At 61.8% G+C, this 24,324-nt stretch carries 21 protein-coding genes and 2 tRNA genes; 10 read left to right on the forward strand and 13 right to left on the reverse strand.

All coding sequences use genetic code 11. From position 1 onward, the window contains the following. The first annotated feature begins 13 nt into the window (after positions 1-13). From EB230_RS22605 to EB230_RS22615, 3 genes are all read left to right on the forward strand, one after another. Positions 14-1,054, forward strand: a complete 1,041-nt coding sequence (locus tag EB230_RS22605) for a sugar ABC transporter substrate-binding protein (RefSeq protein ID WP_056562324.1) — start codon at positions 14-16, stop codon at positions 1,052-1,054. A 121-nt stretch (positions 1,055-1,175) separates the two neighbouring features. Then, on the forward strand, positions 1,176-2,171 hold the full coding sequence (locus EB230_RS22610) for an ABC transporter permease (RefSeq protein WP_065005129.1): 996 nt from the start codon (positions 1,176-1,178) through the stop codon (positions 2,169-2,171). 13 nt (positions 2,172-2,184) lie between these two features. After that, complete coding sequence (locus tag EB230_RS22615; protein ID WP_172373989.1) at positions 2,185-2,955, forward strand: SDR family oxidoreductase; 771 nt, start codon at positions 2,185-2,187, stop codon at positions 2,953-2,955. Positions 2,956-3,020: 65 nt separating this feature from the next. Here the strand turns inward: EB230_RS22615 and EB230_RS22620 are convergent, their stop codons facing one another. Both EB230_RS22620 and EB230_RS22625 read right to left on the reverse strand, forming a co-directional pair. Next, positions 3,021-3,743, reverse strand: coding sequence for a hypothetical protein (locus EB230_RS22620; protein WP_172373990.1), 723 nt, complete (start codon positions 3,741-3,743; stop codon positions 3,021-3,023). Positions 3,744-3,779: 36 nt separating this feature from the next. After that, positions 3,780-3,855 (reverse strand) — tRNA-Val (locus EB230_RS22625). A 216-nt stretch (positions 3,856-4,071) separates the two neighbouring features. On the opposite strand from EB230_RS22625, the gene EB230_RS22630 reads away from it, so the two are divergent. After that, positions 4,072-4,148: transfer RNA gene (locus EB230_RS22630), tRNA-Asp, on the forward strand. Between the two features lie 688 nt (positions 4,149-4,836). Here EB230_RS22630 and EB230_RS22635 read toward each other — a convergent pair. The 4 genes from EB230_RS22635 to ugpC all read right to left on the reverse strand — a co-directional run bounded on the left by EB230_RS22635 (position 4,837) and on the right by ugpC (position 8,570). Further along, a complete protein-coding gene (locus EB230_RS22635) occupies positions 4,837-5,583 on the reverse strand; it encodes a GNAT family protein (protein ID WP_172373991.1) in 747 nt (248 codons plus the stop codon). Between the two features lie 487 nt (positions 5,584-6,070). After that, on the reverse strand, positions 6,071-7,015 hold the full coding sequence (gene rbsK / locus EB230_RS22645; RefSeq protein WP_172373992.1) for a ribokinase: 945 nt from the start codon (positions 7,013-7,015) through the stop codon (positions 6,071-6,073). Positions 7,016-7,019: 4 nt separating this feature from the next. Continuing rightward, entirely contained in the window at positions 7,020-7,472 is a 453-nt protein-coding gene (locus EB230_RS22650) for an RbsD/FucU family protein (protein ID WP_172373993.1), read from the reverse strand. Between the two features lie 42 nt (positions 7,473-7,514). Then, positions 7,515-8,570, reverse strand: a complete 1,056-nt coding sequence (ugpC, locus tag EB230_RS22655) for a sn-glycerol-3-phosphate ABC transporter ATP-binding protein UgpC (RefSeq protein ID WP_056562339.1) — start codon at positions 8,568-8,570, stop codon at positions 7,515-7,517. A 288-nt stretch (positions 8,571-8,858) separates the two neighbouring features. On the opposite strand from ugpC, the gene EB230_RS22660 reads away from it, so the two are divergent. The 3 genes from EB230_RS22660 to EB230_RS22670 all read left to right on the forward strand — a co-directional run bounded on the left by EB230_RS22660 (position 8,859) and on the right by EB230_RS22670 (position 12,673). Next, positions 8,859-10,526: a sugar ABC transporter substrate-binding protein gene (locus EB230_RS22660; RefSeq protein ID WP_172373994.1), complete on the forward strand. Its 1,668-nt coding sequence runs from the start codon at positions 8,859-8,861 to the stop codon at positions 10,524-10,526. A 96-nt stretch (positions 10,527-10,622) separates the two neighbouring features. Beyond that, positions 10,623-11,744, forward strand: coding sequence for a sugar ABC transporter permease (locus EB230_RS22665; RefSeq protein WP_172373995.1), 1,122 nt, complete (start codon positions 10,623-10,625; stop codon positions 11,742-11,744). 11 nt (positions 11,745-11,755) lie between these two features. Next, positions 11,756-12,673, forward strand: coding sequence for a carbohydrate ABC transporter permease (locus EB230_RS22670; RefSeq protein ID WP_056562348.1), 918 nt, complete (start codon positions 11,756-11,758; stop codon positions 12,671-12,673). A gap of 121 nt (positions 12,674-12,794) precedes the next feature. On the opposite strand, the gene EB230_RS22675 is transcribed toward EB230_RS22670, so the two are convergent. After that, positions 12,795-13,538 (reverse strand): creatininase family protein, encoded by a 744-nt coding sequence (locus tag EB230_RS22675; protein ID WP_056562353.1) that lies wholly within the window; start codon positions 13,536-13,538, stop codon positions 12,795-12,797. 3 nt (positions 13,539-13,541) lie between these two features. After that, the gene (locus tag EB230_RS22680; RefSeq protein WP_172373996.1) at positions 13,542-14,108 is read right to left on the reverse strand and encodes an SIS domain-containing protein; all 567 of its coding nucleotides are present in this window, start codon (positions 14,106-14,108) and stop codon (positions 13,542-13,544) included. 164 nt (positions 14,109-14,272) lie between these two features. Here EB230_RS22680 and EB230_RS22685 point away from each other — a divergent pair, with 164 nt between their 5' ends. Further along, positions 14,273-15,295 (forward strand): aldo/keto reductase, encoded by a 1,023-nt coding sequence (locus EB230_RS22685; protein WP_056562359.1) that lies wholly within the window; start codon positions 14,273-14,275, stop codon positions 15,293-15,295. Between the two features lie 88 nt (positions 15,296-15,383). Here EB230_RS22685 and EB230_RS22690 read toward each other — a convergent pair whose 3' ends face one another. From EB230_RS22690 to clpP, 4 genes are all read right to left on the reverse strand, one after another. Beyond that, complete coding sequence (locus EB230_RS22690; RefSeq protein WP_006201846.1) at positions 15,384-15,656, reverse strand: HU family DNA-binding protein; 273 nt, start codon at positions 15,654-15,656, stop codon at positions 15,384-15,386. A 196-nt stretch (positions 15,657-15,852) separates the two neighbouring features. Beyond that, positions 15,853-18,264 (reverse strand): endopeptidase La, encoded by a 2,412-nt coding sequence (lon, locus tag EB230_RS22695; RefSeq protein WP_056562362.1) that lies wholly within the window; start codon positions 18,262-18,264, stop codon positions 15,853-15,855. A 273-nt stretch (positions 18,265-18,537) separates the two neighbouring features. Next, on the reverse strand, positions 18,538-19,812 hold the full coding sequence (gene clpX / locus EB230_RS22700; protein ID WP_023759839.1) for an ATP-dependent Clp protease ATP-binding subunit ClpX: 1,275 nt from the start codon (positions 19,810-19,812) through the stop codon (positions 18,538-18,540). Between the two features lie 295 nt (positions 19,813-20,107). Further along, positions 20,108-20,737, reverse strand: coding sequence for an ATP-dependent Clp endopeptidase proteolytic subunit ClpP (gene clpP / locus EB230_RS22705; protein WP_056562366.1), 630 nt, complete (start codon positions 20,735-20,737; stop codon positions 20,108-20,110). 341 nt (positions 20,738-21,078) lie between these two features. On the opposite strand from clpP, the gene EB230_RS22710 reads away from it, so the two are divergent. Both EB230_RS22710 and EB230_RS22715 read left to right on the forward strand, forming a co-directional pair. Continuing rightward, complete coding sequence (locus tag EB230_RS22710; protein ID WP_172373997.1) at positions 21,079-21,669, forward strand: hypothetical protein; 591 nt, start codon at positions 21,079-21,081, stop codon at positions 21,667-21,669. Positions 21,670-21,718: 49 nt separating this feature from the next. Further along, entirely contained in the window at positions 21,719-23,098 is a 1,380-nt protein-coding gene (locus EB230_RS22715; protein WP_172373998.1) for a pyridoxal-dependent decarboxylase, read from the forward strand. On the opposite strand, the gene EB230_RS22720 is transcribed toward EB230_RS22715, so the two are convergent. After that, a complete protein-coding gene (locus EB230_RS22720; RefSeq protein WP_172373999.1) occupies positions 23,092-24,231 on the reverse strand; it encodes an FAD-dependent oxidoreductase in 1,140 nt (379 codons plus the stop codon). The genes EB230_RS22715 and EB230_RS22720 overlap by 7 nt on opposite strands. Positions 24,232-24,324: the final 93 nt, after the last annotated feature.

Here is a 24,324-nt window from a genome sequence, read left to right on the forward strand (position 1 = left end):
AGGAGCGAACGACATGAAGCGAATACTTCTTGCTGTCTTCGGTATCCTGGCACTGGCCTTTGCCACGCTCACGCCGGCATTCGCCCAGTCCAAGGGGACCGTCTACTATATGGTGCCGACATTGCTGGACGAGTTCCAGACCGGCTCGGTGACCGCGCTGGAACTGTTCCTGAAACAGGTCGGCTACGAGATAAAGACGCTGAACGCCGACAACAAGACGGACGCCCAGCAATCGCAGATGAACGACGTCATCGCGCTGAAGCCAAAGGCGATCATCCTGGCGGCGGTCGATTTCAACGCGTTGAAGCCGTCCATCGAGGCCGCACGCGCGGCCGGCATCCCGGTGGTCGAGTTCGACCGCCAGATCACGTCGACGCCTTCCGACTTCACCTCGGTGGCGGGTACCGTCGAGATCGGCCATATCGCCGCCGACCAGGCGGAGAAGCTGCTGAAGGCGAAGAACGGTTCGGTGAAGGGCAAGGTGCTGCAGGTGCTCGGCGATCCCGGCGATCCCTACACGCTCGACATCCAGAAGGGTTTCGAGGAGAAGATGAAGGCGTTCCCGGACGTCAAGATCATCTCGCTGCCGGCCATGCAATGGGAAGCCAGCAACGCCGGCACCATCGTCGCCGACCAGATGCTGGCCAACCCCGACATCGACCTGATCTTCAGCCATGCCGCGCATCTCTCGGTCGCCGCCGTCGCCTCGCTCGAGGCCGCCGGCAAAAAGCCGGGCGACGTCATGCTGATGAGCTCGAATGGCGCGCCGGTCGGCCTCGACCTGATCCGCAAGGGTTGGCTCAACGTCGAAGTCGAGCAGCCGCTCTACGCGCAGGCCGCGGCCGTCGCCATGTTCATGGACAAGGTCGCCAACAAGCAGGAGATCAAGCCCGGCGACTATGACGTGCTGGGCCTGAAATCGACCGTGACCAAGGAAGCGTGGGGGCCGAACATCAAGATCCCGGGTGCCGCCATCACCAAGGAAAACGTCGACAATCCGGCCTTCTGGGGCAACCAGAAGGCGCCGACGGATACCGTCAAACCGGTCGAATAGGCCGACCGCATAAGGTGCTCCGGACCAAGCTGGTCCGGAGCCGCTTCTCCGCAACATCAATCCGCGCAAGATCCTCGCCGAAATCGACTTCTCGGGGTTCATGCGCCAGCCGGATCAGCTCATGAACCCCCGCACCCGCCAAGCCCTGGAGTTCGTCCTCGACAACCTTGTCTGGTTCATGCTGGTCTTCGTGCTGGTGGTCTTCTCCATCTTCATCCCGAACTATTTCCAGCTCGGCATCTTCGCCAACATCATCGAGGCCTCGAGCGTGCTCGGCGTCATGTCGATCGGCCTGGCGCTGGTCATCATCGCCGGGCACATGGACCTGTCGGTCGAATCCGTCGCGGCGCTCAGCGCCATGGCGGTGGGCATCCTGTTCTGCTCGTCGGGCATCGGCCTTGGCATCCAATTGCACCCGGAATGGCTGATGGTCCCTGTGTCGCTGCTGCTGGCCCTGGCCGTCGGCGGTCTCATCGGCGCCTTCAACGGGTTTCTGGTGGTCAAGGTCAAGATGAGCGCCTTCATCATCACGCTGGCGTCCTACATCTGGGTGCGCGGCCTGGTGCTGGTCATTTCGGGCGGCCGCTCGGCTCAGGATCTGGCACCCGCCATCCGCTGGTTCGGCATCCAGCGGCTGATCGGCCTGCCGCTGACGGCCTGGATCGCCATCGCCTGTTTCGTCGTCTTCTCGCTGATCATGGCCAAGACGCCGTTCGGCCGGCACCTCGTGATGATCGGCGGCAACGAGACGGCGACCTTCCGCGCCGGCATCCGGGTGAACCGCAACCTCATCATCGCCTTCGTGCTTGCCGGCGCCATCGCCGGCCTTGCCGGCTGGCTGCTGGCGATCCGCACCTCCGGCGCCACGGCAAACCTCGGCGTCGGGCTGCTGTTCAACGCCTTTGCCGCGGTCGTCATCGGCGGCGTCAGCCTGAAAGGCGGCGTCGGCACCCTGCCCGGCGTCTATGCCGGCGTGCTCCTGCTCTCGGCCATCAACACGGCGATCAACCTGATGGGACTGCCGGCCAACTTCACCCAGGTCATCCATGGCCTCCTGGTGCTGGCCGCGGTGCTGCTCGACGCATTCAAGCAAACCATTCGCCAAAGACTCGCATGACAGGACGGCTCGCATGACCGGAAGACTGAAGGACAAGGTGGCGCTGATCGTCGGCAGCGCGCGCGGCATCGGCAAGGGAATCGCGCTGCGCTTCGCCGAGGAAGGCGCAAGTCTGGTACTGGCCGACACCGAGACCGAGGCCGGGCAAGCGACAGCCGACGAACTGGGCGTCCCCTTCATCCGCACCGACATCTCGCAAATGGCCGACGCGGAGGCCGCGGTGGCACTGGCGCTGAAGCATCACGGCCGCCTCGACATCATCGTGCAGAATGCCGGTATCTATCCCTGGCAACTGATCGAAAACACCAGTGCCGACGACTGGGACCGCGTGATGGCCGTCAATCTGCGCGGCACGTTCAATGCCAGCCGCGCCGCACTGGTGCCAATGAGGGCGCAGCGCTCCGGGCGCATGCTCTACACCTCCTCCATCACCGGCCCGCACGTGACCAGTCCCGGCCATGGCCATTATTCGGCCAGCAAGGCCGGCATCAACGGCTTCATCCGGGCGGCGGCGCTGGAATTCTCCGGCTACGGCATCACCGTCAACGGCGTCGAGCCCGGCAACATCCTCACGGAGGCCATCCAGCAGCATCGCGGCGCCGCCTATATCAAGAACATGGAGGATTCCATCCCGCTCGGCCGCCTCGGCAGTCCGCGCGACGTCGCCAATGCCTTCCTCTTCCTGGCCTCGGACGATGCCAGCTACATCACCGGCACGACCATCGTCGTCGACGGCGGGCAGTTACTGCCCGAAGGCAAGGATTTCCGGATGGCGCCGCCGTGATTCCTTAACCCGCGAGGAAAAGTCGCCGCTCTTTCCGTCGCCGTTCCGCGGCTTCCTGCAAAGGCTTACCGAAACCAGTTGAACAGCTGTTCGAGCATTCCGGGCGGTTCCAGCGAGAACACGGCGCGAAATGTCGTCGGCCGATCGCTGGAAAATGCCGATGCAAGCGGTCGAGAATAGGATGCCGTGCGTCCGTCATCCGATATCGTGCCACTTGTCTCGATGATGCGCGGAGCCGTCACCGTCCATGCAATGTGCCTGCCTGACATCTTCGCCAATATGAGGGTCCGCAGCCCTTGCGCCATCGGATCGTCGGCATACTTGTCGGTTGGCTTGAGACTGGGGAAATTGACGACGAATTCGTAATTGTCCCCTACTCGGTTGAGCTGCACGCCCTGCTTCTTGTCTCCTCCGATATTGGCGTTCGAAAGAGCCGCAACGAGATCGTCCGTCTTGCCGGAGAAAAACAGCGAGCAGACCTCATCGCTGCCCTCGGTTTTCTGCTCGGCGGTTCCGGTTATGCCCGGCGACGACAACAGCTTGTCGGAACTGCACCATTTGCCGTTCGCGTTCTTGGCCATCGCCAACAGCGAGCCATCCACCGCTATCCGGATATTGGCCGTCGCGGTCCCATCGCGCCGGAATGCCAGATCCTGCTTCACGTCGAAGCAGCCCGCCACCAACAGACATCCGACCAGCGAGACGACGATGTTACGACGAACAGGGAATATCCAAAAACGCATCACATCTACGTTCAAATCTTGGCCCGGGGTCTCTTTTCGCGGCACCCTTCACAAAAAGCGGCCAGCCGATGATGCGAAATCTGGTGGGCGATGACGGACTCGAACCGCCGACATCTTCGGTGTAAACGAAGCGCTCTACCAACTGAGCTAATCGCCCGCTCCGGCGGGACCTTTAAGCGGTCGGGACCGGGTTCGCAAGGCCAAATGAACAGCCGACGTCCTGTTCGCACGCCGGATTTGTCCACAGAATGGCGGCTGTCAAAAAACCTTCTCCAGTTTGTGTTTATGATGGTTTGGTGCGCTTGACACCCGGGGGCGAACCCCTTATCCACCGCCCCAACGACGAACACGGCTGACACGTGCTCGTCAATGCGCGGGTGTAGCTCAGTTGGTTAGAGTGCCGGCCTGTCACGCCGGAGGTCGCGGGTTCGAGCCCCGTCACTCGCGCCAAGTCTTTTCAAGGACTTGGCCTTTGTCGCGCATAAGAAGTTTCAGCTTTTCCACCGCCGGGCGTCCTGCGTTAGAGCCGAGGCTGAAGGTTCGAAGGCGGCGGGTTGAAGCCTTGTCCAGAGGCTATCCCCCAGTTCGAAAAACTCCCGTCGTGCCGGACAAGTATTGGGCTGATGGCGTGGACTCCATACCATCCTTCCAGGATGCCCGGCGTCATCCCCTAAATTGCAGACATTTACATTAGCAATCTCTCAACTAAGTGGGGCGACCATACTCCATGTTGGGTCGACAGTTGGGTGTTGCGATGCAAAGTGACTTTGCAGCGGCGCGCGAGCTGCTCGAATGCGCGCAAAACCGCCTATCAGGAAACGACGAAACGAGCCGGAGTGTCCGCGCGAAGCTCGATGTCCTGATTGAAGAGATCGCAGCCGCGGAATTTCAGAAGGCGCCCCTGACGATCGTTCCATTTCCGCGAACGCGACCGCCGCGGTAGTCGGGAGCCCAAAGCTTCCTTTCAAGGGGTGGCCGCCGCCAGGAGGCTGGCGGCACCTCATCACAGCGCGAAAAAGACCTGCCGAAGCGTGGCCGATTGGCCTACTCTGAACTCGGCGGATGCGCGTAGATTACAATGGCTTTCATTTGCTTCGGGCCTCGAGGCCGCGCGGACATTATCGGACCGCCACGATCTTCATACCCGCACCCTGACCTGCTCCAAGGATTGCACCTGGCGTCCATCGACAAAATTGTCAGGATGTAGCCAAATCAAGAAGGCGGCGTTGGCAGCCACCCAATCCCGGGCCAGCAGGGAATACATGCAGATGTCGCATGGGCGCCCTTTCAAGGTGAGGCCTTCGCGCAATATGCCCTCGAAGACGAAACCCAGCCGATCGGCTGCTCGCCTGGATTTCGCATTGGCCGTCGTGCAGGTCCATTCCAAGCGGCGATAACCCAGATCGTCGAAGACGTGCCGCATGATGAGGAACAGCGACTCGCTGGCCGCGACAGTCCTTTGTAGAACCGGTGCGAAGAGGATATAGCCGAGTTCGATCACCCTGTGTTCCGGCCTTGCCTCCATCAGGCAAAGCCAGCCAACAGGCCCTGCGGCGGTTCTTAGTGTCAGAAATACGCGCGATTGGTCGCCAAGCAGGTCGCCGACATGCGCGCGGAAAGACTCGACCCCGTCGAACGGCCCCACTTTCATATCGGCCCAGATCTCGTCGCGTTCGCCGGCGTGGGTTAGCCGGAAGATATCGTCGGCATCTTCGCGACAGAGCGGAACCAGACTTATATGATCTCCGGTCAAGGTTACTGGCCGGGGAACGCTCGCACTGCCGGCTGCTTTCGACAGTTCCTTCCATCTCTCTTGCTCAGCCATGCTCCCGTCACCGCTGATTGGCGCCCCGGGGGAGCGAACCTGGTCCGGACGGTACCCCAATGGGGCATTCTGCCTCAACCTTTTCGGAAAGGCCAGAATGAGAGGGGGCTTGCGGGGTCAACAGCCGACCGTGCGTCCGAGGTTTTCTCTGGTCGCCTGGAAACCAAGCGAATGACCAGGCAGACGTAGCCAACCTGCAAGACAACCAGCGTCAGCACCGCCCAACCAAGGGACGCCCAGATCGACCCGGACTCGAAGTAAACCCAGATCGAAATGCCGATTGTCGTTGCAAGCATTCCGACCAGAAATTGCGGAAAGTACATCTTGATTGCCCCGTCCACCCCCAACCTTTCGGTTCGAGATATCCATGTGCCCCGCATCTTTTATTTAAGTTGCCACTAAATTAGTAATTACGCAATTTCTTAATCATGAACTTGCGGCGGTTGTGGCTGGCATCATGAGCAGCGCGAGCAGATGGTGTTGACCGGCGCTTCTCTCGCGCACGGCCGCCGGCATCAACAACAACAGCCGATCGGCGAAACCGATTCTAGTTTTGGTCCAGCAGCGCCTCGACCTCGCGCAGTGTCGGCATCGACGGCGCCGTGCCCGGTCGCGTCACCGAAATGCCGGCGACCGCGCAGGCAAAGCGCACCGCTTGCAGCGGCTCCACGCCTCGCGAAAGCGCGGCGGCGAAGCCGCCGTTGAAAGCATCTCCGGCTCCCGTGGTTTCGACCACCGGCCCGGCGCTGATGGCGGGGACATGCTCGGAGCGGTCCCTGGTGTGCAGTAGAGCGCCCTTGTCACCGAGCGTGACGATGACGGCGCCGACGCCCTTTTCGAGCAGCTTGCCGGCGGCGACCCGGGCGTCATCGACCGAGGAGACTTTCAGCCCCGTCAATTCCTCCGTCTCGGTCTCGTTCGGCGTGAGATAGTCGCAGAGCGTGTAGATGCGGTCGGGAAGCTTGGCAGCGGGAGCGGGGTTGAGGATGGTCGTCACCCCTGCCCCGCGCGCGATCTCCAGCGCCCTCAGCGCCGCGTCGATCGGCTGTTCGAGCTGCGTGACAAAGACGCCGGCCCCGCCGATCAGGTCGGCATTGGCCTCGATATCGGCCGGCGAGATCAGCATGGCCGCACCAGGGCTGACGATGATGGCGTTGTTGCCGCTTCCCTCCTCGACGAAGATGTAGGCGGCGCCGGTGTAGCTATCCGGCGTATCGATGACGGCGCTTTTCACGCCGGCATCCATCCAGGTCCGCCTGGCCATGTCGGCGAAGGCATCGACGCCAAGCCGGGTCAGGAAGGTGGTGTCGGCACCGAGCTTGCCGGCGGCCACCGCCTGGTTCGAACCCTTGCCGCCCGGCCCGAGCTTGAACGAATTGCCGAGGATCGTTTCGCCCATGCGCGGCTGGCGGTCGGCGCGATAGGCGGTATCGGCGACGAAGACGCCCAGGATGACGACAGGTTTCATGACGACAGGCTTGCCCAAAGCCATGCTGCTACGCCGCGTCCGGCGGCACGACGCCCTTGCGGAAGGCGAAGCAGCCGTAGAAGCGGCGCTCGCCGGTCTGGATGACACAATAGGCCCGCTTGGCGCGCTCATAGAATGCGTAACGCTCGACCGGGAGCATCGGCCAGGACTTGCCCTCGGCCGCGTCGACTTCCTTTTGCACTTCCTTCTGCACGGGCGGAATCTCGTCCGGCTTGCCGACGATCTCCATGCGCGCCGCGGAGTCGTCGACGAACGTATCCAGCGGGTAGAGCGACAGCACCGCCTTCACCACTTCCGCCGCCGGGGCATCGATGCGCAACAGCCGTCCGAGCGCCGTCTGGCGCGCCACCGAATCGGACGGGAAATTGGTGTCGGCGATTATCAGGTCGTCGCCATGTCCCATCGCCCGCAATGCCTGCAGCACGTCGGCATTGAGCAACGGATGGATCCCTTTGAGCATGATGGTCCTCGTGAAGTCCGTTTGAGATCAGAGACGCTGAGATCAGAGACGCTGGCCGGTCTCGGCGTCGAACAGGTGGATATGGTCGAGCCTTGGCCGGAGTTTGAGCGTATCGCCGGGCTTGAAGTCGTGGCGCTCGCGAAACAATGCCACCATCTCGCCGTCGCCAAAGCGCAGGAAGACCAGCGTTTCGGACCCGGTCGGCTCGACCACCGAAATCTTCGCCGGCACGCCATCGGGATGGATCTCGATATGCTCGGGGCGCACGCCATAGACGACAGCCTGTCCGTCCTGCGCGGCATTGTCGCCAATCGGGAACAATGTGCCTGATATGTCGACGCCCGGCTTGTCGCCCTTGCGCAAAACACCCTTGAGCAAGTTCATCGAAGGTGAGCCGATGAAACCGGCGACGAACAAATTGGCCGGCCGGTCGAACAGCTCCAGTGGCGCGCCGACCTGCTCGATGCGGCCGTCGCGCATGACGACGATCTTGTCGGCCATCGTCATCGCCTCGATCTGGTCGTGGGTGACGTAGATGGTGGTTGTTTTCAGCCGCTGGTGGAGTTCCTTGATCTCGGTGCGCATCTGCACGCGCAGCTTGGCATCGAGGTTCGAGAGCGGCTCGTCGAAGAGGAACACCTGCGGATTGCGCACGATGGCACGCCCCATCGCCACGCGTTGGCGCTGGCCGCCCGAGAGCTGCCGGGGATAGCGTTTGAGGTAGGGATTGAGATCAAGGATGTCGGCGGCGCGCTTGACTCGCTCGGCGACCACCGCCGGATCGGTTTTCCGCAGCTTGAGGGCAAAGGCCATGTTCTGCTCGACCGTTTTGTGCGGATAGAGCGCATAGTTCTGGAACACCATGGCGATGTCGCGTTTTGCCGGCGGCAAATGATTGACGACACGGTCGCCGATGGCGATCGTGCCACCGGAAACGGTCTCCAGCCCGGCCACCATTCTGAGCAGCGTGGACTTGCCGCAACCTGAAGGACCGACCAGCACGACGAACTGTCCGTCAGCGATGTCGACGCTGACTTCGTGCAGAACCTTGACGGTTCCAAACGCCTTGGCCACCTTGCTGATCGTGACTTGAGCCATGTCTCCCCCATCGGCTCCACTGGCCGTAGGCGCAGAAGCTAACCAACACGACCTGCCAGGGCAAGTCGGTCTCTTATAGATAAAAACCTGTTCTCGTTGACACGGCGTTTGGTTGTGAGAATAGTGGCGGGTGCTGGTCCAAATGTCGGTAACGATCCGAAATCGGAACTTCAATCGACGCAGGGTGGGGTCCTGCCTAATTCGTTGTCCAGCCGGGAGCACAATCGTGCTCCAGCATCCGACAGGTGGCCACATCCATTCATACTGATATTCTGGGAGGAATAGTCGATGAGAACAGGTCTTTACGATAAATTGGTCCGCGCCGGCGCCACAAGGCGCGACGTATTGAAGAGCGCGGCCAGCATGGCCGCGATCGCGGCGGCATCCGGTGCCGGGCTCGGCGCGCTGACGCGCCCGGCTTCCGCTGCGAGCGAGCTTCGCTCGAAGATCCTGCAGATTCCCGGCGTTGGCAAAGGCCAGCCGACCGATGCCGATTTCCAGAAGGTCGGGGAGCTCTGCCTCGACGCGACCAAGGCCAATGTCAAGGAAGGCGAATTCGCCGGCGTTGAACTGACCTTCATGGGCCTCAACAACCAGAACCTGCACAATGTGCTGTTCCGCGGCTTTCTGAAACCATGGGAGGCCTATACCGGCGCCAAGATCAGCTGGATCGACCTGGCGCAGGCCGACTACAACGCCCGCCTGCAACAGTCGATCGCCACCGGCACCGTCGACTTCGACATTATTGAGATGGGCGCCCCCTTCGAAGGCGACGTCTGCGGCAAGGGCCTGACCTCGGAAATGCCCGACTGGGTCAAGAAGCAGATCGATTTCGACGATCTGGTCAATTATCTGAAGCCGCCGGTCGGCACCTGGGATGGCAAGCAGTATCGCGTGACCATCGACGGCGACACGCACAATTTCAACTACCGCACCGACGTGTTCGCCGATGCCGACCTCGCCAAGCAGTGGAAGGACGGCGGCGGTGAAGGCGAATGGGGCGTGCCGAAGACCTGGCAGCAAGTGCAGGCCGTGACCAAGTTCCTCAAGGGCAAGAAATTCAAGGGCCAGGACGTGTACGGCTATCTCGATGCGCCCAAGCCCTGGGGCGGTTTCGGCTTTTACTTCCTCGGCAGCCGCGCCACCGCCTATGCCAAGCATCCCGACGACAAGGCCTGGCTGTTCGACGCCGACACGATGAAGCCGCGCGTCAACAATCCGGCCTGGGTGCGCGCCATCCAGGACGTGATCGACGCGCTGCCCTCCGAACCGGCCGACCAGATCAACGCCGATCCGAACACCACCGCCTTCCAGCAGTTCCTGGCCGGCACCGGCTCGATGATCCCCTGGTGGGGCGACGTCGGCTCGAACGTCAAGACCAATGATTCCTCTGTGATCGGCGACGTCACAGGCTTCTCGATCCTGCCGGGTTCGGATGACGTCTACAACTCCAAGACCGGCAAATGGGAAAAGCTCGCCAGCGGCCCGAACTACTCGCCGAACTGCGCCTATCTCGGCTGGGGCGTCTACGTGATGGCCCGAGTCGACAGCGACGAGAAAAAGAAGAAAGCGGCATGGTCCGCCGCCGCCCATCTCGGCGGCAAGGACCTGTCTATCTGGACGGCGATGTATCCGTCCGGCTTCCAGCCCTACCGCAATTCCCATTTCGACATTCCGGAATGGGTGGCGGCCGGCTACGACGAGGCCTTCATCACCTCGTACCTCAAGTCGGAAGGCGACAGCTACAACCATCCGAACGCGGCGATCGAGCCACGCATCCCCGGCATCTTCCAGTATTATTCCGCCGCCGAGGACATTCTGGCCAACACCTTCGCCGGCAAGATGAAGGCGCAGGAAGGCGCCGACGCCATTGCCGCGGCCTGGGAAAAGCTGACCGACCAGATCGGCCGCGAAAAGCAGATCAAGCTCTACAAGGCCTCGCTCGGCATGGCCTGATCAGAGCCTGAACCTGGGTCCGGCGACGAGAGCCGCCGGACCCTGTCTTGACCGGGACGCCGGTCGCGAAGTGCCTTCTGCAACCGGACGAGACGCGTGGCTGACCAGATTTTGCCCACCAATGATTGGCCGGCAAACGCCGTCCCATCCGACCTGATCCCACCAGGCCGCAAACGCCTTGGCTGGGCGCTGATGGCGTTGGCCACGTTCGGCCTCCTGGCAACGATCCTGGCACAGATCCTCTACAAGAGCGAAGTCGACACGATCGGTTTCGAGACCTGGCGACCGGTCGTGTATGCCTATGTGCTGTGGGGCGTGGCGCTCGGCATCGGCCAGGTGCTGACGCGCGGCGAGGACGGGCAGCGCGCGCTATTCCTGTTGCCGGCGCTACTGTTCACCATCGCCATGGTGATCTTCCCGACGCTGTTCGGCTTCTACATCGCGCTCACCGACTGGAACCTCTCCTCCTTCAGTGGCCGCAGGTTCAACGGGCTCGCCAATTTCTGGCAGATGCTTGGCGATCCCTACTACCGCAATGCACTGTTCAACATGGTGCTCTATGTCCTGGCGGTGCTGGTCGAATATGTTATCGCCTTCGGCCTGGCGCTGTTGCTCAACGCACAGATCAGGGCGCGAAAATTCTTCCGCGTCGTGTTCCTGATGCCGCTGATGCTGTCGCCGGTCGCGGTATCGTGGATGATTGGCAAATCGCTGATGGAATACCGGTTCGGGCCGGCGGCGACGCTGGCGCGCCATCTCGGCTGGGATAATCCCGCCTTCTTCTCCGATCCGATCACAGCGCGTATCTCGATCATGCTGCTCGACGCTTGGACCTTCATTCCCTTCATGATGATCATGCTGCTGGCCGGCCTGCAGGCCATGTCGCGCGAGGTGCTGGAGGCGGCGCGCGTCGACGGCGCGACCGCATGGCAGACCTTCTGGCAGGTCACCTTCCCGCTCATGCTGCCGGTTTCGGTGACGGCGGTGATCCTGCGCATCATCTTCAAGCTGAAGCTTGCGGACATCATCATCACGGTAACATCAGGCGGCCCGGGCGGCGCGACCGATTCCGTATCGAGCTTCATCTACCGCGAATACCGCGACCGTTCGAATGTCGGTTACGGCACCATGCTGGCAATGGCCTATCTCGTCATCATCGTCGTGTTCGTGACCTGGCTGCTGAAGCTCGCCAACCGCTTCGTGCGCAACGTCAACTGAGTGGCCGGATCATGAGCGTTCAGACCACCGACTATACCGTCTCCGAAATCCGCTCTCCGGCGAGCTTCATCACCAGCCGCGTCTTCATCTACGGGGCGCTTGTCTTCTGGGCCTTCATTTGCCTGTTCCCGATCTACTGGACGATAACGACCTCGTTCAAATCGGCGGTCGACGTCACGCAAGGCCATCTCATCCCCTTCGTCGACTTCTGGCCGGACTGGAAAGGCTGGCGATCGCTCGGCCTATCGCCGGATTCGATCTTCCAGACCTCCACGGTGCGCGATGAGTTCTTCAAGCGCTTCATGAACTCGGTCATCACCTCGGTCGGCGCATCGAGCCTCGCCATCGTCATCGGCAGCCTGGCCGCCTACGGCCTGACGCGCTACCGCTACAAGTTCGCATGGTTCAGGAACGAGGACATCTCCTTCTTCTTCCTGTCGCAGCTGATCCTGCCGCCCGTGGTGCTCGCCCTGCCCTTCCTGGTGCTCTACCGGGAAGTCGGCCTGCTCGACACGCGCGTCGGGCTGATCCTGCTCTACACGCTGATGGTGCTGCCGATCGTCATCTGGATCATGCGCGACCAGTTCAACTCCATCCCGGTCGAACTGGAGGAAGCGGCCCTCGTCGATGGCCTGTCGATCTGGGGCGCGTTTTTCCGCATCGTCATGCCGATCGCGCTGCCTGGCATGGTCGCCGCCTTCATCCTGGCGATGGTGCTATGCTGGAACGAGTATTTCTTCGCCGCCCTTTTGACTTCGACCGATGCCAAGACCATTCCGGTCATGGTGGCAAGCCAGACCGGCTCGCAAGGCATCAACTGGTGGTCGATGGCAGCTCTTGCCACCGCGGCCATAGCGCCCCTCGCCGTCATCGGCATCGCGCTGGAGCGCTATCTGATCATGGGCATGACCGCGGGAGCGGTGAAATAGGCCTCACTGGTTCGCGCGCAACATTCGCGTTGGCCACAAGGCCACGACCGCTACGGCAAGGATGTCATGCCGATCGCCCGGCAGGGTCGGACTTACGGGCGGGCGGGCTGAAACACCGCGGTCAAGTCTTCAGAATGGACCGCAGGTGATCCATGATCATGGCAACGCCTGTTTGCCCAAGTTCCGCCGATGCGTCCTTGGCACCAGCCGTATACCAGCCGGTATTGTCGGCGAAGCGGGCGGCATCGACAGCGTCGGGGCATAGCGCCAGCATCAGCGATGTCTCGCCAATGCCGGCATGGTCGAACGGGTACTTGCCGTTCATGGCGGCCGGCATCAACGGATGCACCTGCACCCAGTTGAAGAAGTTTTCCCCCTCGGCATGTCCGGCATAATAGTCGGCCATCGTCTCGGAACCCCACCAGCCCTCGCCGCGCTGCTTCTCCAGAAAACGGAAGATCGCCTGACGGCCGGCGGTCTTGAAGGCCAGATCGGTCGGCATGCCGGCGGCAAAGTTCTCGGTCTGGTGATGGACGATGGCGTGGATGTTGCGGAAGCCGATGCGCAGCAGGCTGTAGAACAGCTCCTCGCCGAATGGGGCCAGTTGATTGCCGCCGACCTGCACCGAACCAGTGCCTTCCGGCGGTGCCACCGCGTAACTCGCCGCGCCGTAGTAGAAGGGCGGCAGGATGACGATGTCCCTCTCCTGCTCGAACAGCTCCAGCGTCTTGATGACGGCCAGCGTGTCCATGCCGACGGCCATGTGCTCGCCATGGTATTCGAGCACGCCAAGCGGCAGCGCGACCGGCCAATTCTGCGCGATCGCCTTGCGGATCTGGTGCGGCAGCATCAGTTCGTAACGCATGGTCTATTCCATGTTGGTGTGGCGGGCGCGCATGGCTTCGGGCGACGCACCCGTCAGGGATTTGAGTTTCAGCACCATCACCTCGAACAGCAGGAACAGGGCTCCTTCGAACACCGAGCCCATCGGCAGGACCGAAGTCTTCTGTAGGCCCTGGTCATCGGCCATGGTCTGGGCCGGGATGAGCAGCGTGGTGTCGGCCAGTCCCGCGGCACTGCCGCCGGCCTGGGCGGTCAGCAGCAGATTGGTCGCGCCGACGTTGCGCGCAACCTGCATCAAGGTCAGCACTGTCGAGGTTTCTCCCGGCCCGGAACTGGACAGGAAAACATCGCCTGGACCCAGCGGCGGCGTGGTCATGTCGCCGACCACCGAGACAGGCAGGCCGAGATGGTAGAGCCGCATGGCGAAACCCTTGACCTGCAAAGCCTCGCGACCGCAGCCATAGACGACGATTTGCCCTGCATCGGCCAGCAGCTTGCAAGCGGCGTCGATGCTGCCTTCATCCATACGTGCCAGCACGCAGCCGAGCTCATCGAGCGCGGTCTTGAACAGGTTCTCGCTCGGCCCGCTCACGGCAAATCCCCCCTCCAAATCGTCCGGAAATTTTTCACGAACAGCTTGATTTGGTTCATGCTAGCAACCGCGAAAATGCGTGTCCAACGCTGTGCGACGCTTTTGCCTGATCGCAGGCGTGATAGTGTCATGTCAGACAAATCAACCTGGGAAAACTGCAGGACATGAAGACACGGCATTTCGACCGCATCGGCAATGGCGGCATCACCTTCACCGAACTCGGCTTCGGCACGGCGCCGCTCGGCAATCTCTACCGCACCGTTTCGGACGAGGATGCCAATGCCACGCTGGATGCCGCCTGGGCGACCGGCTGCCGCTACTACGACACCGCGCCGCTCTATGGGCTCGGCCTGTCTGAAACGCGCCTCAATCCCTTCCTGCGCGGCAAGAAGCGCGACGACTATGTGCTGTCGAGCAAGGTCGGCCGCCTGATGCGCGCCTGCCCGCCCGAGCAGCGTACGGGCATCGGCAAGTTCTTCGACACGCCGTCGCGCCGCGAGGTGTACGATTACAGCTATGACGGCGTGATGCGCTCATTCGAGGCCTCGCTTGAGCGGCTTGGCGTGGACCGGATAGACATACTGTTCGTGCATGATGTCGACATCTTCACCCATGGCAGCAAGGAGGCGTCCGACCAGCGCATCGAGGAATTCATGCGCTCGGGCTATTATGGACTGCTGTCGCTGCGCGACCAGGGCGTCATCAAGGCATTCGGCGGCGGCATCAACGAATGGCAGGTTGCCCAGACGCTGGCCGAGCGCGGCGATTTCGACCTGTTCCTGCTTGCCGGGCGTTACACGCTGCTCGAACAGGAAGCGCTGACATCCTTCCTGCCGCTCTGCCAGAAACGCGGCATCGGCATCGTTCTCGGTGGCCCCTACAATTCCGGCATCCTGGCGACGGGACCGAAACCCGGCGCCTACTACAACTACTCCGAAGCGCCGAGGGACGTTCTCGAGCGGGTCGCCGGCATCGAGGCGGTCTGCAAACGCCATGGCGTCAGGCTGATCGAGGCGGCGCTGCAATTTCCGCTGCTGCATCCCTCGGTCGTCTCGGTGATCCCCGGCGGCCAGCGGCCGAGCGAAGTCGAAAGCAACCGGGCGCTGCTCGACGCGAAACTGCCAGCAGCCCTTTGGGCCGACCTGAAGAAGGAAGGCCTGATGAGAGCCGATGCGCCGACCGCGTAACCAGGGACCATTCGCGCCGGCGTCAGGCACAAAAAAGAAAAGCCGAGGCAAGCCCGGCTTTTCTGGTCTCTGAAAAAGAAAAACGCGTTTAGTTGACGGCGTCCTTGAGGCCTTTGCCGGCCGAAAACTTCGGCACGGTGCGTGCCGGGATCTTCACTTCAGCGCCGGTCTGGGGGTTGCGGCCAGTCGAGGCCGCACGCTTTGACACGGTGAAGTTGCCAAAGCCGACAAGCCGGACATCGCCGCCCTTCTTCAGTTCGCCGGTGATGACGGAAAACACCGCATCGACCGCCGACTGCGCGTCACCCTTCGAAATGCTCGCGGCGTCGGCGACAGCGGACACCAGTTCGTTCTTGTTCATAAAAATTCCCTTCCATGAGAACACCGGAACTAACGACTCATCCGGCAGGAAACGGACTTTAGAAAGAAGCGTTCGCGCAACCAAGTCGAAAAGGCAGGAAAAAGTGGGAAAAAGCCCGGAAATCCGGGGTTTTTCACATGAAAAAGCCGGGCGCGAGGCCCGGCTTTCTGTTTGTGCGCTGCAACCTTAGAAATTTCTAATGTGCGAGCGACTTTCCAGCATCGTCGGCACTGTCCGTCGAGGCCGGCGGATTGACCGGTTCGACCCATTCGATCGGCTCCGGCATACGCACCAGCGCGTGGCGCAACACCTCACCAACGCGTGAGACCGGAATGATCTCCATGCCGTTCTTCACGTTGTCCGGAATCTCCGCCAGATCCTTGGCGTTGTCTTCCGGGATCAGCACCTTCTTGATGCCGCCGCGCAGAGCGGCGAGCAGCTTCTCCTTGAGGCCGCCGATCGGCAAGATGCGGCCGCGAAGCGTTATCTCGCCGGTCATCGCCACATCGGCCCGGACCGGAATGCCTGTCAGTACCGACACAATGGCTGTCGCCATGGCAGCACCGGCGGACGGACCGTCCTTGGGCGTTGCGCCTTCCGGCAAGTGCACGTGGATGTCGCGCTTGTCGAACAGCGGCGGCTCGATGCCGAAATCGATGGCCCGCGAGCGGACATAGGAGGCCGCCGCCGAAATCGATTCCTTCATCACGTCGCGCAGGTTGCCCGTCACCGTCATGCGGCCCTTGCCGGGCATCATGACGCCTTCGATCGTCAGCAGCTCGCCGCCGACTTCCGTCCAGGCAAGCCCGGTAACGACGCCGACCTGATCATCAGCCTCGACCTGACCGAAGCGGTAGCGCTGGACACCAAGGTAGTCGGCGAGGTTCGCCGCCGTGATGTTCACCGTCTTCTTCTTCGTCTTCAGGATCTCGGTCACCGCCTTGCGCCCAAGCTTCATCAGCTCGCGCTCCAGGCTCCGGACGCCCGCTTCGCGGGTGTAGGTCTGGATGATGGCGCGGATCGCATCCTCTCCGACGGAGAATTCCTTCGGCTGCAGCGCGTGATCGCGGATCACCTTCGGCATCAGATGCCGCTTGGCGATCTCGATCTTCTCGTCCTCGGTATAGCCGGCGATACGGATGATCTCCATGCGGTCCATCAAGGGCGCGGGGATGTTCAGCGTGTTCGCCGTCGTCACGAACATCACGCTCGACAAGTCGTATTCGACCTCGAGGTAATGGTCCATGAACGTCGAGTTCTGTTCGGGGTCGAGCACCTCGAGCAGCGCCGACGACGGATCGCCACGGAAGTCCTGGCCCATCTTGTCGATCTCATCGAGCAGGAAGAGGGGGTTGGACTTCTTCGCCTTCTTCATCGACTGGATGACCTTGCCGGGCATCGAGCCGATATAGGTACGCCGATGGCCACGAATCTCGGCTTCGTCACGCACGCCGCCCAGCGCCATGCGGATGAATTCGCGACCGGTCGCCTTGGCGATCGACTTGCCGAGCGAGGTCTTGCCGACGCCGGGAGGGCCGACGAGGCACAGGATCGGCCCCTTCAGCTTCTTCTGACGGCTCTGCACGGCAAGATACTCGACGATGCGGTCCTTGACCTTGTCCAGGCCGAAGTGATCGGTATCGAGCACGTTCTGGGCATAGGCCAAATCCTGCTTGACCTTGGAGTTCTTGCCCCACGGGATCGACAGCAGCCAATCGAGGTAGTTGCGCACGACGGTCGATTCCGCCGACATCGGCGACATCGTCCTCAGCTTCTTCAACTCGGCTTCCGCCTTTTCGCGAGCCTCCTTGGAGAGCTTGGTCTTCTTGATGCGCGCCTCGATCTCGGCGGCCTCGTCGCGGCCGTCCTCGCCTTCGCCGAGCTCCTTCTGGATCGCCTTCATCTGCTCGTTGAGGTAGTATTCGCGCTGCGTCTTCTCCATCTGGCGCTTGACGCGCGAGCGGATGCGCTTCTCCACCTGCAAGACGGAGATCTCGGCTTCCATGAAGCCCATCGCCTTTTCCAGTCGCTCCTTGACCGAGAGCGTGGCCAGCATTTCCTGCTTTTCAGGGATCTTGATGGCGAGATGCGAGGCAACCGTATCGGCGAGCTTGGAATAGTCGTCGATCTGGCTGGCGGCACCCACCACTTCAGGCGAGATTTTCTTGTTCAGCTTGACGTAGTTCTCGAAGTCGGTGACGACCGAGCGGGCCAGCGCCTCGACCTCGACCTCTTCCTCCTCCGGCTCGACCAGCGCCGAGGCGCGGGCTTCGTGGAAGTCGGGACGGTCGGTGAAGGAGACGATTTTCGCACGCGAGGCGCCCTCGACCAGAACCTTGACGGTGCCGTCGGGCAGCTTCAGCAATTGCAGCACATTGGCGAGCGTGCCGATGTCGAAGATCGCATCGGGCTCGGGATCGTCATCGGCGGCATTCATCTGGGTGGCAAGCAGGATCTGCTTCTCCTGCCCCATCACCTCTTCCAGCGCCTTGATCGACTTTTCGCGCCCGACAAAGAGCGGAACGATCATGTGCGGGAACACCACGATGTCGCGCAGTGGGAGGACTGCGAAGACGCCGTCGCTGGGAGCCTTGGATATTTTGGCCATTGTCCAACCTTTCATGTCGCGGTCACCATCAGGCCAACCGCGAATCTTATATTAACGACCGGGGATCGTTCCGCCTACCACCGTTTGTGACGGGAGTTTTACAGCACAGAAACCGGGCACCTCGGCCTTCTGGTGTTAGGTGGATGCAAGCGGGGCAAAGATCAAGATGTAACATCGTCCGCAATCCACTCCATCGCCGAGGTCGCGTGCCCTTCACAGCAAAACGGCGCCGCAACGGCGCCGTTCCATAAAAATATAGGGTGAAGTGCCATGTCAGGCACTGACGTTGCCCTTCTTTTCCTTCTGTTCGGAATAGATATAGAGCGGCCGGGCGCTGCCGGTCACCACTTCCTCCGAAATCACCACTTCGCGCACGCCTTCCAGCGCGGGCAGTTCGAACATGGTATCGAGCAGGATCGCTTCCATGATCGAACGCAGGCCGCGCGCGCCGGTCTTGCGCTCGATGGCGCGCTTGGCGATCGCCGACAGGGCGTTCTCGTGGAAGGTCAGGTCGACATTCTCCATCTCGAACAGCCGCTGATACTGCTTGACCAGAGCGTTCTTCGGCTCGGTCAGGATCTGGATCAGCGCAGGCTCGTCGAGGTCCTCCAGCGTCGCCAGAACCGGCAGGCGGCCGACGAACTCCGGAATGAGCCCGAACTTCAACAGATCCTCGGGCTCGACCAGGCGGAAGACATCGCCGGTGCGGCGATCCTCGGGCGACGCAACGATGGCGCCGAAGCCGATCGAGGTCTTGCGGCCGCGATCCGAGATGATCTTGTCCAGCCCGGCGAAGGCACCGCCGCAGATGAACAGGATGTTGGCGGTGTCGACCTGCAGGAATTCCTGCTGCGGATGCTTCCTGCCGCCCTGCGGCGGCACGGAGGCGACCGTGCCTTCCATGATCTTCAACAGTGCCTGCTGCACGCCCTCGCCCGACACGTCGCGGGTGATCGAGGGATTGTCGGACTTGCGCGAAATCTTGTCGATCTCGTCGATGTAGACGATACCGCGCTGGGCGCGCTCGACATTGTAGTCGGCCGACTGCAGCAGCTTCAGGATGATGTTCTCGACATCCTCGCCGACATAACCGGCTTCGGTCAGCGTCGTGGCATCCGCCATGGTGAAAGGCACGTCGATGATGCGGGCCAGCGTCTGCGCAAGCAGCGTCTTGCCGCAACCGGTCGGACCGATCAGCAGGATGTTGGACTTGGCCAGCTCGACGTCGTTGTTCTTGCCGGCATGGGCGAGGCGCTTGTAGTGGTTGTGGACCGCCACCGACAGCACGCGCTTGGCGTAGGGCTGGCCGATGACATAGTCGTCGAGAACCTTGAGGATCTCCTGCGGTGTCGGCACGCCCTCGCGCGACTTCACCATCGAGGTCTTGTTCTCCTCACGGATGATGTCCATGCAGAGCTCGACGCATTCGTCGCAGATGAAGACCGTCGGACCGGCGATCAGCTTGCGCACCTCATGCTGGCTTTTGCCGCAAAACGAGCAATAAAGCGTGTTCTTCGAGTCACCGCTGTTGTTGCCGACCTTGCTCATTTTCCTGTCCTTTCATGGCCGCCCGCCGATGGTCTGGCTGAAAGGGCGCACACTCTATTTATCGCGGGAATCCGCCGCCGCCAGTATCCCGGCTCCCGCAACGTATTCCGTACGAAACACAAATCAGAAAACGTGGCAATGATTCGCAGCAACCCCACACAAAGCTAAGCCGTCGAAAATCAACATAGCCTTAACGTAGGCAATCCCAACCGTCGAGGGAACAGCCAATTGTGGCCGAAATGCCGCAAGAGGCACCAAAAGCGCGTGATGGTGCCATCCAACTGCCACCAAGCCCTTATGCCACAGCACCTTCGGCCGGTTCGCGCGACGAAATGACCTTGTCGATGAGGCCGAAGTCCTTGGCTTCGTCGGCGGTCATGAAATGGTCGCGGTCGAGCGTGCGTTCAATCTCTTCGTAGCTCTTGCCGGTGTGCTTGACGTAGACCTCGTTGAGACGGCGCTTCAGCTTGACGATATCCATGGCATGGCGCTCGATGTCGGAGGCCTGCCCCTGGAAGCCGCCGGACGGCTGGTGAACCATGATGCGGGCATTCGGCGTGGCGAAGCGCATGTCCTTGTGGCCGGCGGTCAGCAATAGCGAGCCCATCGAGGCCGCCTGGCCGATGCAGAGCGTCGAAACGGCCGGCTTGATGAACTGCATGGTGTCGTAGATCGCCATGCCCGAGGTGACGACGCCACCCGGCGAATTGATGTAGAGGTTGATTTCCTTCTTCGGATTCTCGGCTTCAAGGAACAGAAGCTGCGCGCAGACCAGCGTCGCCATGCCGTCCTCGACCGGACCGGTGATGAAAATGATGCGCTCCTTGAGGAGGCGCGAGAAGATGTCGTAGGCCCGCTCGCCGCGATTGGTCTGTTCGACCACCATCGGAACGAGGTTCATGTAGGTTTCGACGGGGTTCTTCATCTGATGTCTCTTATCTCGCGGTGGGATTCCGGCGCCGGGAATGCCGGCAGATCGGGCAGAATCGGTTCTGGATCGTTGTTCCGTAGATAGGATGCCGGCTCATCCTTGTGCAAGGCCGACCCGTCCTAGCCATCTGGGTAAGTCGAATCAAGCTTTACGGCCCAGGATTCGTCACGGTGACGGCCCCAAACGCACCATGGCCGCACAACCAAGCCGCCGGCGCGTAGCAATTTCTTAACCGCGTCACTTAACGAAGTGCGGCGAAACCGCTTTTCTCCCGGACCGCCTACCCTACAATTCAACGTTGAACTTTTGGCTGCGGTTCAAACAGGGGGAGTGTCATGTTCAGGAGAAGCGTATCCTTCGCCGTTGCCGGGCTGGCCATGCTCGGCACCACTTGGCAGACGGCGGCAGGCGGCCGCGCCGTGGAATGCTACGAACCGGTCCGCACGCCTGATGTCTACGACACTGTCTATGAAGACGTGATGGTCAGCCCACCCGGCCAGCAGGTCGACTACACCCCACCCATCTACGGCACGCGTGAACGTGTGGTGATGACCGTTCCGGCACAGGTGACCTACGAGGTCGTGCCGGCCGTCACCCGCACCGTCTATCACACGGTGAAGGTCAATGGCGGCGGCTATTCCTGGGAATGGCGTGTCATCCATGGCCGCAAGGTGCTGTGCAAGGTCTGGCACAAGGCGCGCTACGAACGCGTCGCCGAGACGGTGGTCATCCAGTCCGAACGCACGCGGCGCATCGTCATTCCGGCGCAATACGACCAGATCGCCGAGGAAGTGCTGGTGCGGCCGGAGCAAAGGCGCGTCATCGACGTTCCCGCGTCTTACCAGACCGTGGCGCGGCGCGTGCTGGTCCGCGAAGGATCGTCCGGCTGGCGGCGCGTGCATATTCCAAGGCATTGCCAGGATTAGCGGGGATAGCATAGCCTGCGCCACAGCGGATCTCCGTTGGGCTAAGGACATGCGCAACCTGGAAATTTCCAATCAAGAACTATCGGATCTCGCGGAAGAAGCCGTGGATCTGGCCAAAAGCTATTGGGCGTCCCTCGAGGAACGTCAGGCGTATCCCTCGACCAGCGGCAAGAATACGACTGAACTCTTCTTGCGGCCTTGGGCGGAGAATGCGCGTGGCCGGGACGTCCTCCAGGATTTCAAGTCGATTGCTGAGCATGCGCGGCCTGCAACCGGCAGGTTCTTTGGTTACGTCCTCGGCTCAGGCGAACCAATCGGCGCCCTGGGCGAATTGCTGGCCGCGGTGCTCAATCAGAATGTGACGTCGTGGCGGTCGGCACCGGCGGCGACGTCGATCGAACGCACCGTTGTCGGATGGTTGGCGGAAGCCGTCGGCTGCGCGGGATTTACCGGCAGCCTGTGCGGTGGCGGCTCGATGGCCAACCTCATGGCGTTGGCGATGGCGCGAGAAGCGAAGCTGCCTGCCAACGAAACAGGCGCACGACCCTGCGTAATCTACGCTTCAGAACAAGTGCACATGTCTATCCCAAAGGCCGTCGCGCTGTTGGGCATAGGCAGAAAAAATCTTCGCCTGATCCCTGTCGACGATAAGTTCAGGATGCGCCCGGACGCCCTCCGGGCGGCAATAGCAGCCGACGGCGAGGCCGGCAACACGCCAATCGCCATCGTGGCCACGGTCGGTACCATCGTCTCCGGCGCGATCGATCCTCTCCCCGAAATTGCCGACATCGCCCGAAGAGAGGCCCTGTGGATGCACGTCGATGGTGCCTATGGGGGACTGGCGGCCCTGGCGGTTCCGGAAAAATTCCAGGGATTGTCTTTGGCGGATTCATTGTCGCTCGACGCACACAAATGGCTCTATCAACCACTCGATTGCGGCTGCCTGCTCAATCGCCATCCAGACATTGCGCGCACGACGTTCTCGCACAGCGACGATTACGTCAGGATACTGAGCGAAGACCCCACGGAAGCATTTGCCTTCTTTGAGGAGTCGATCGAGCTCTCGCGACGCTTCCGCGCGCTGAAGCTCTGGATGTCGCTGCAGTATCACGGACGCAGTGCCTATCGCGAGGCTATTGCGCGCGATCTCCACCATGCGCAAATGCTGGCTCGGACAATCGCAACGAGGCCTGAACTGGAACAGCTTGCGCCGGTATCGCTGAGCGCGGTCTGTTTTCGCCACCGCTCGAAGGACAATGAAGCGATCCTGCGCCGCGTGATTGCGCGCGGCCGGGTATACCTGTCAAATGCCTCGATCAACGGCCAGTTCGCGTTGCGGGCGTGTTTCGTCAATCACCGAACGACGCCAGATGACGTACAGGCGATTGTTTCCGAAGTCATAGCCGCCGCTGACGAGCTCAATCACTGAGCCGTCGCATGTCTCGGCCTGGCTTGCACCCAAGCCACCTCCGCCCGCAGCCATTGCTTCAGCCCCGCGACATCGCCATTGCCGACCGCAGCCGCAACGCGCCGACCGACCGCCGCCCCGAACTTGTAGCCGTGACCTGAGCAGGCCGAGACGACAAGGCACCTGCCCTTCTCATGGGCGAGAAATCTCTCGTCCTCGGTGAAAGTGTAGGCGCAGGTGACGACCTCGGTCACCTCATACTCCTCGATGCGGGCGATCGGCGGCGAAAACAGGTTGCGGATCGCCTCGCCCTCGCCCGGCACCGGATCGCGGTTCCAGTCCGCATCGCTGGTCGGCACCCGGTGCAGACCTGAGCCGAATTTCATGCCGGCGCCGCCGGAGGGCGGGATCACGTAGCCATCGACAGCGCCACCGACGTCGAGGACGACGGGTGCCGCCTTCCAGGCCGCCTTGAGGTCTGCAGGCGGTTCGACATAAGCGAGCGCGGTTCGATACGTCTTCAGTGCGCCGCCCAGTTCGGGAAACAATCTCAGCACCCAGGCGCCGGCGGCGACGACGATGCGATCGGCCTGCATGGTTTCGCCGCTTTCGAGCACGATGCGGCCGGCCTCGGAATCGACCTCCGTCACCTTGCTGTGTTCATAGACATTGGCGCCGTTGGCGCGGAGCCAGGCGGCAAGGCCGGAAGCGATCTTGCGGCAGTGGAGCGCGCCGCCTTCCGGTGAATAGTATGCATAGCGGAATGTGCCCGGCTCAAGGAAAGGCCAACGCCTGACCGCGGCGTCTGGCTCGAACAGCTCGAAGGGAAAATTCCCTTCCTCGAGGCCCTCGCGGTATTCCTCGGCCTCGTCACCGGCCTCGCGGGAAATGCACACGAAACCGCGCGCATCAAGATGACTTTCGCCGAGATCGGCCCACATCTCGTCCCAGGCGTCATAGGCCTCTGTGATCAGCCGGCCGTAACCGGTTCCGGCCCGATAGGCGCGACGGATGATGCGGTGATGATCGCCCGACGCGGCCAGCGGATTGGGGATCGGTCCCTGCTCGACGATCGACACGCCGTGGCCCGCCTTGACCAGCGACCACGCCGTGGAGAGACCGGCAATACCCGCACCGACGACAATCACATTCATCCGCTCCGACCTCCGCAGCCGCCTCGGCTAGCTCAATTCATGGGTTGTCGCGCGCCAACATACGGTCTGGAATGAGGCTGGCAAGCCGCGCTA

Source organism: Mesorhizobium sp. NZP2234 (assembly GCF_013170765.1).
Classification (GTDB): Bacteria; Pseudomonadota; Alphaproteobacteria; order Rhizobiales; family Rhizobiaceae; genus Mesorhizobium; species Mesorhizobium loti_D.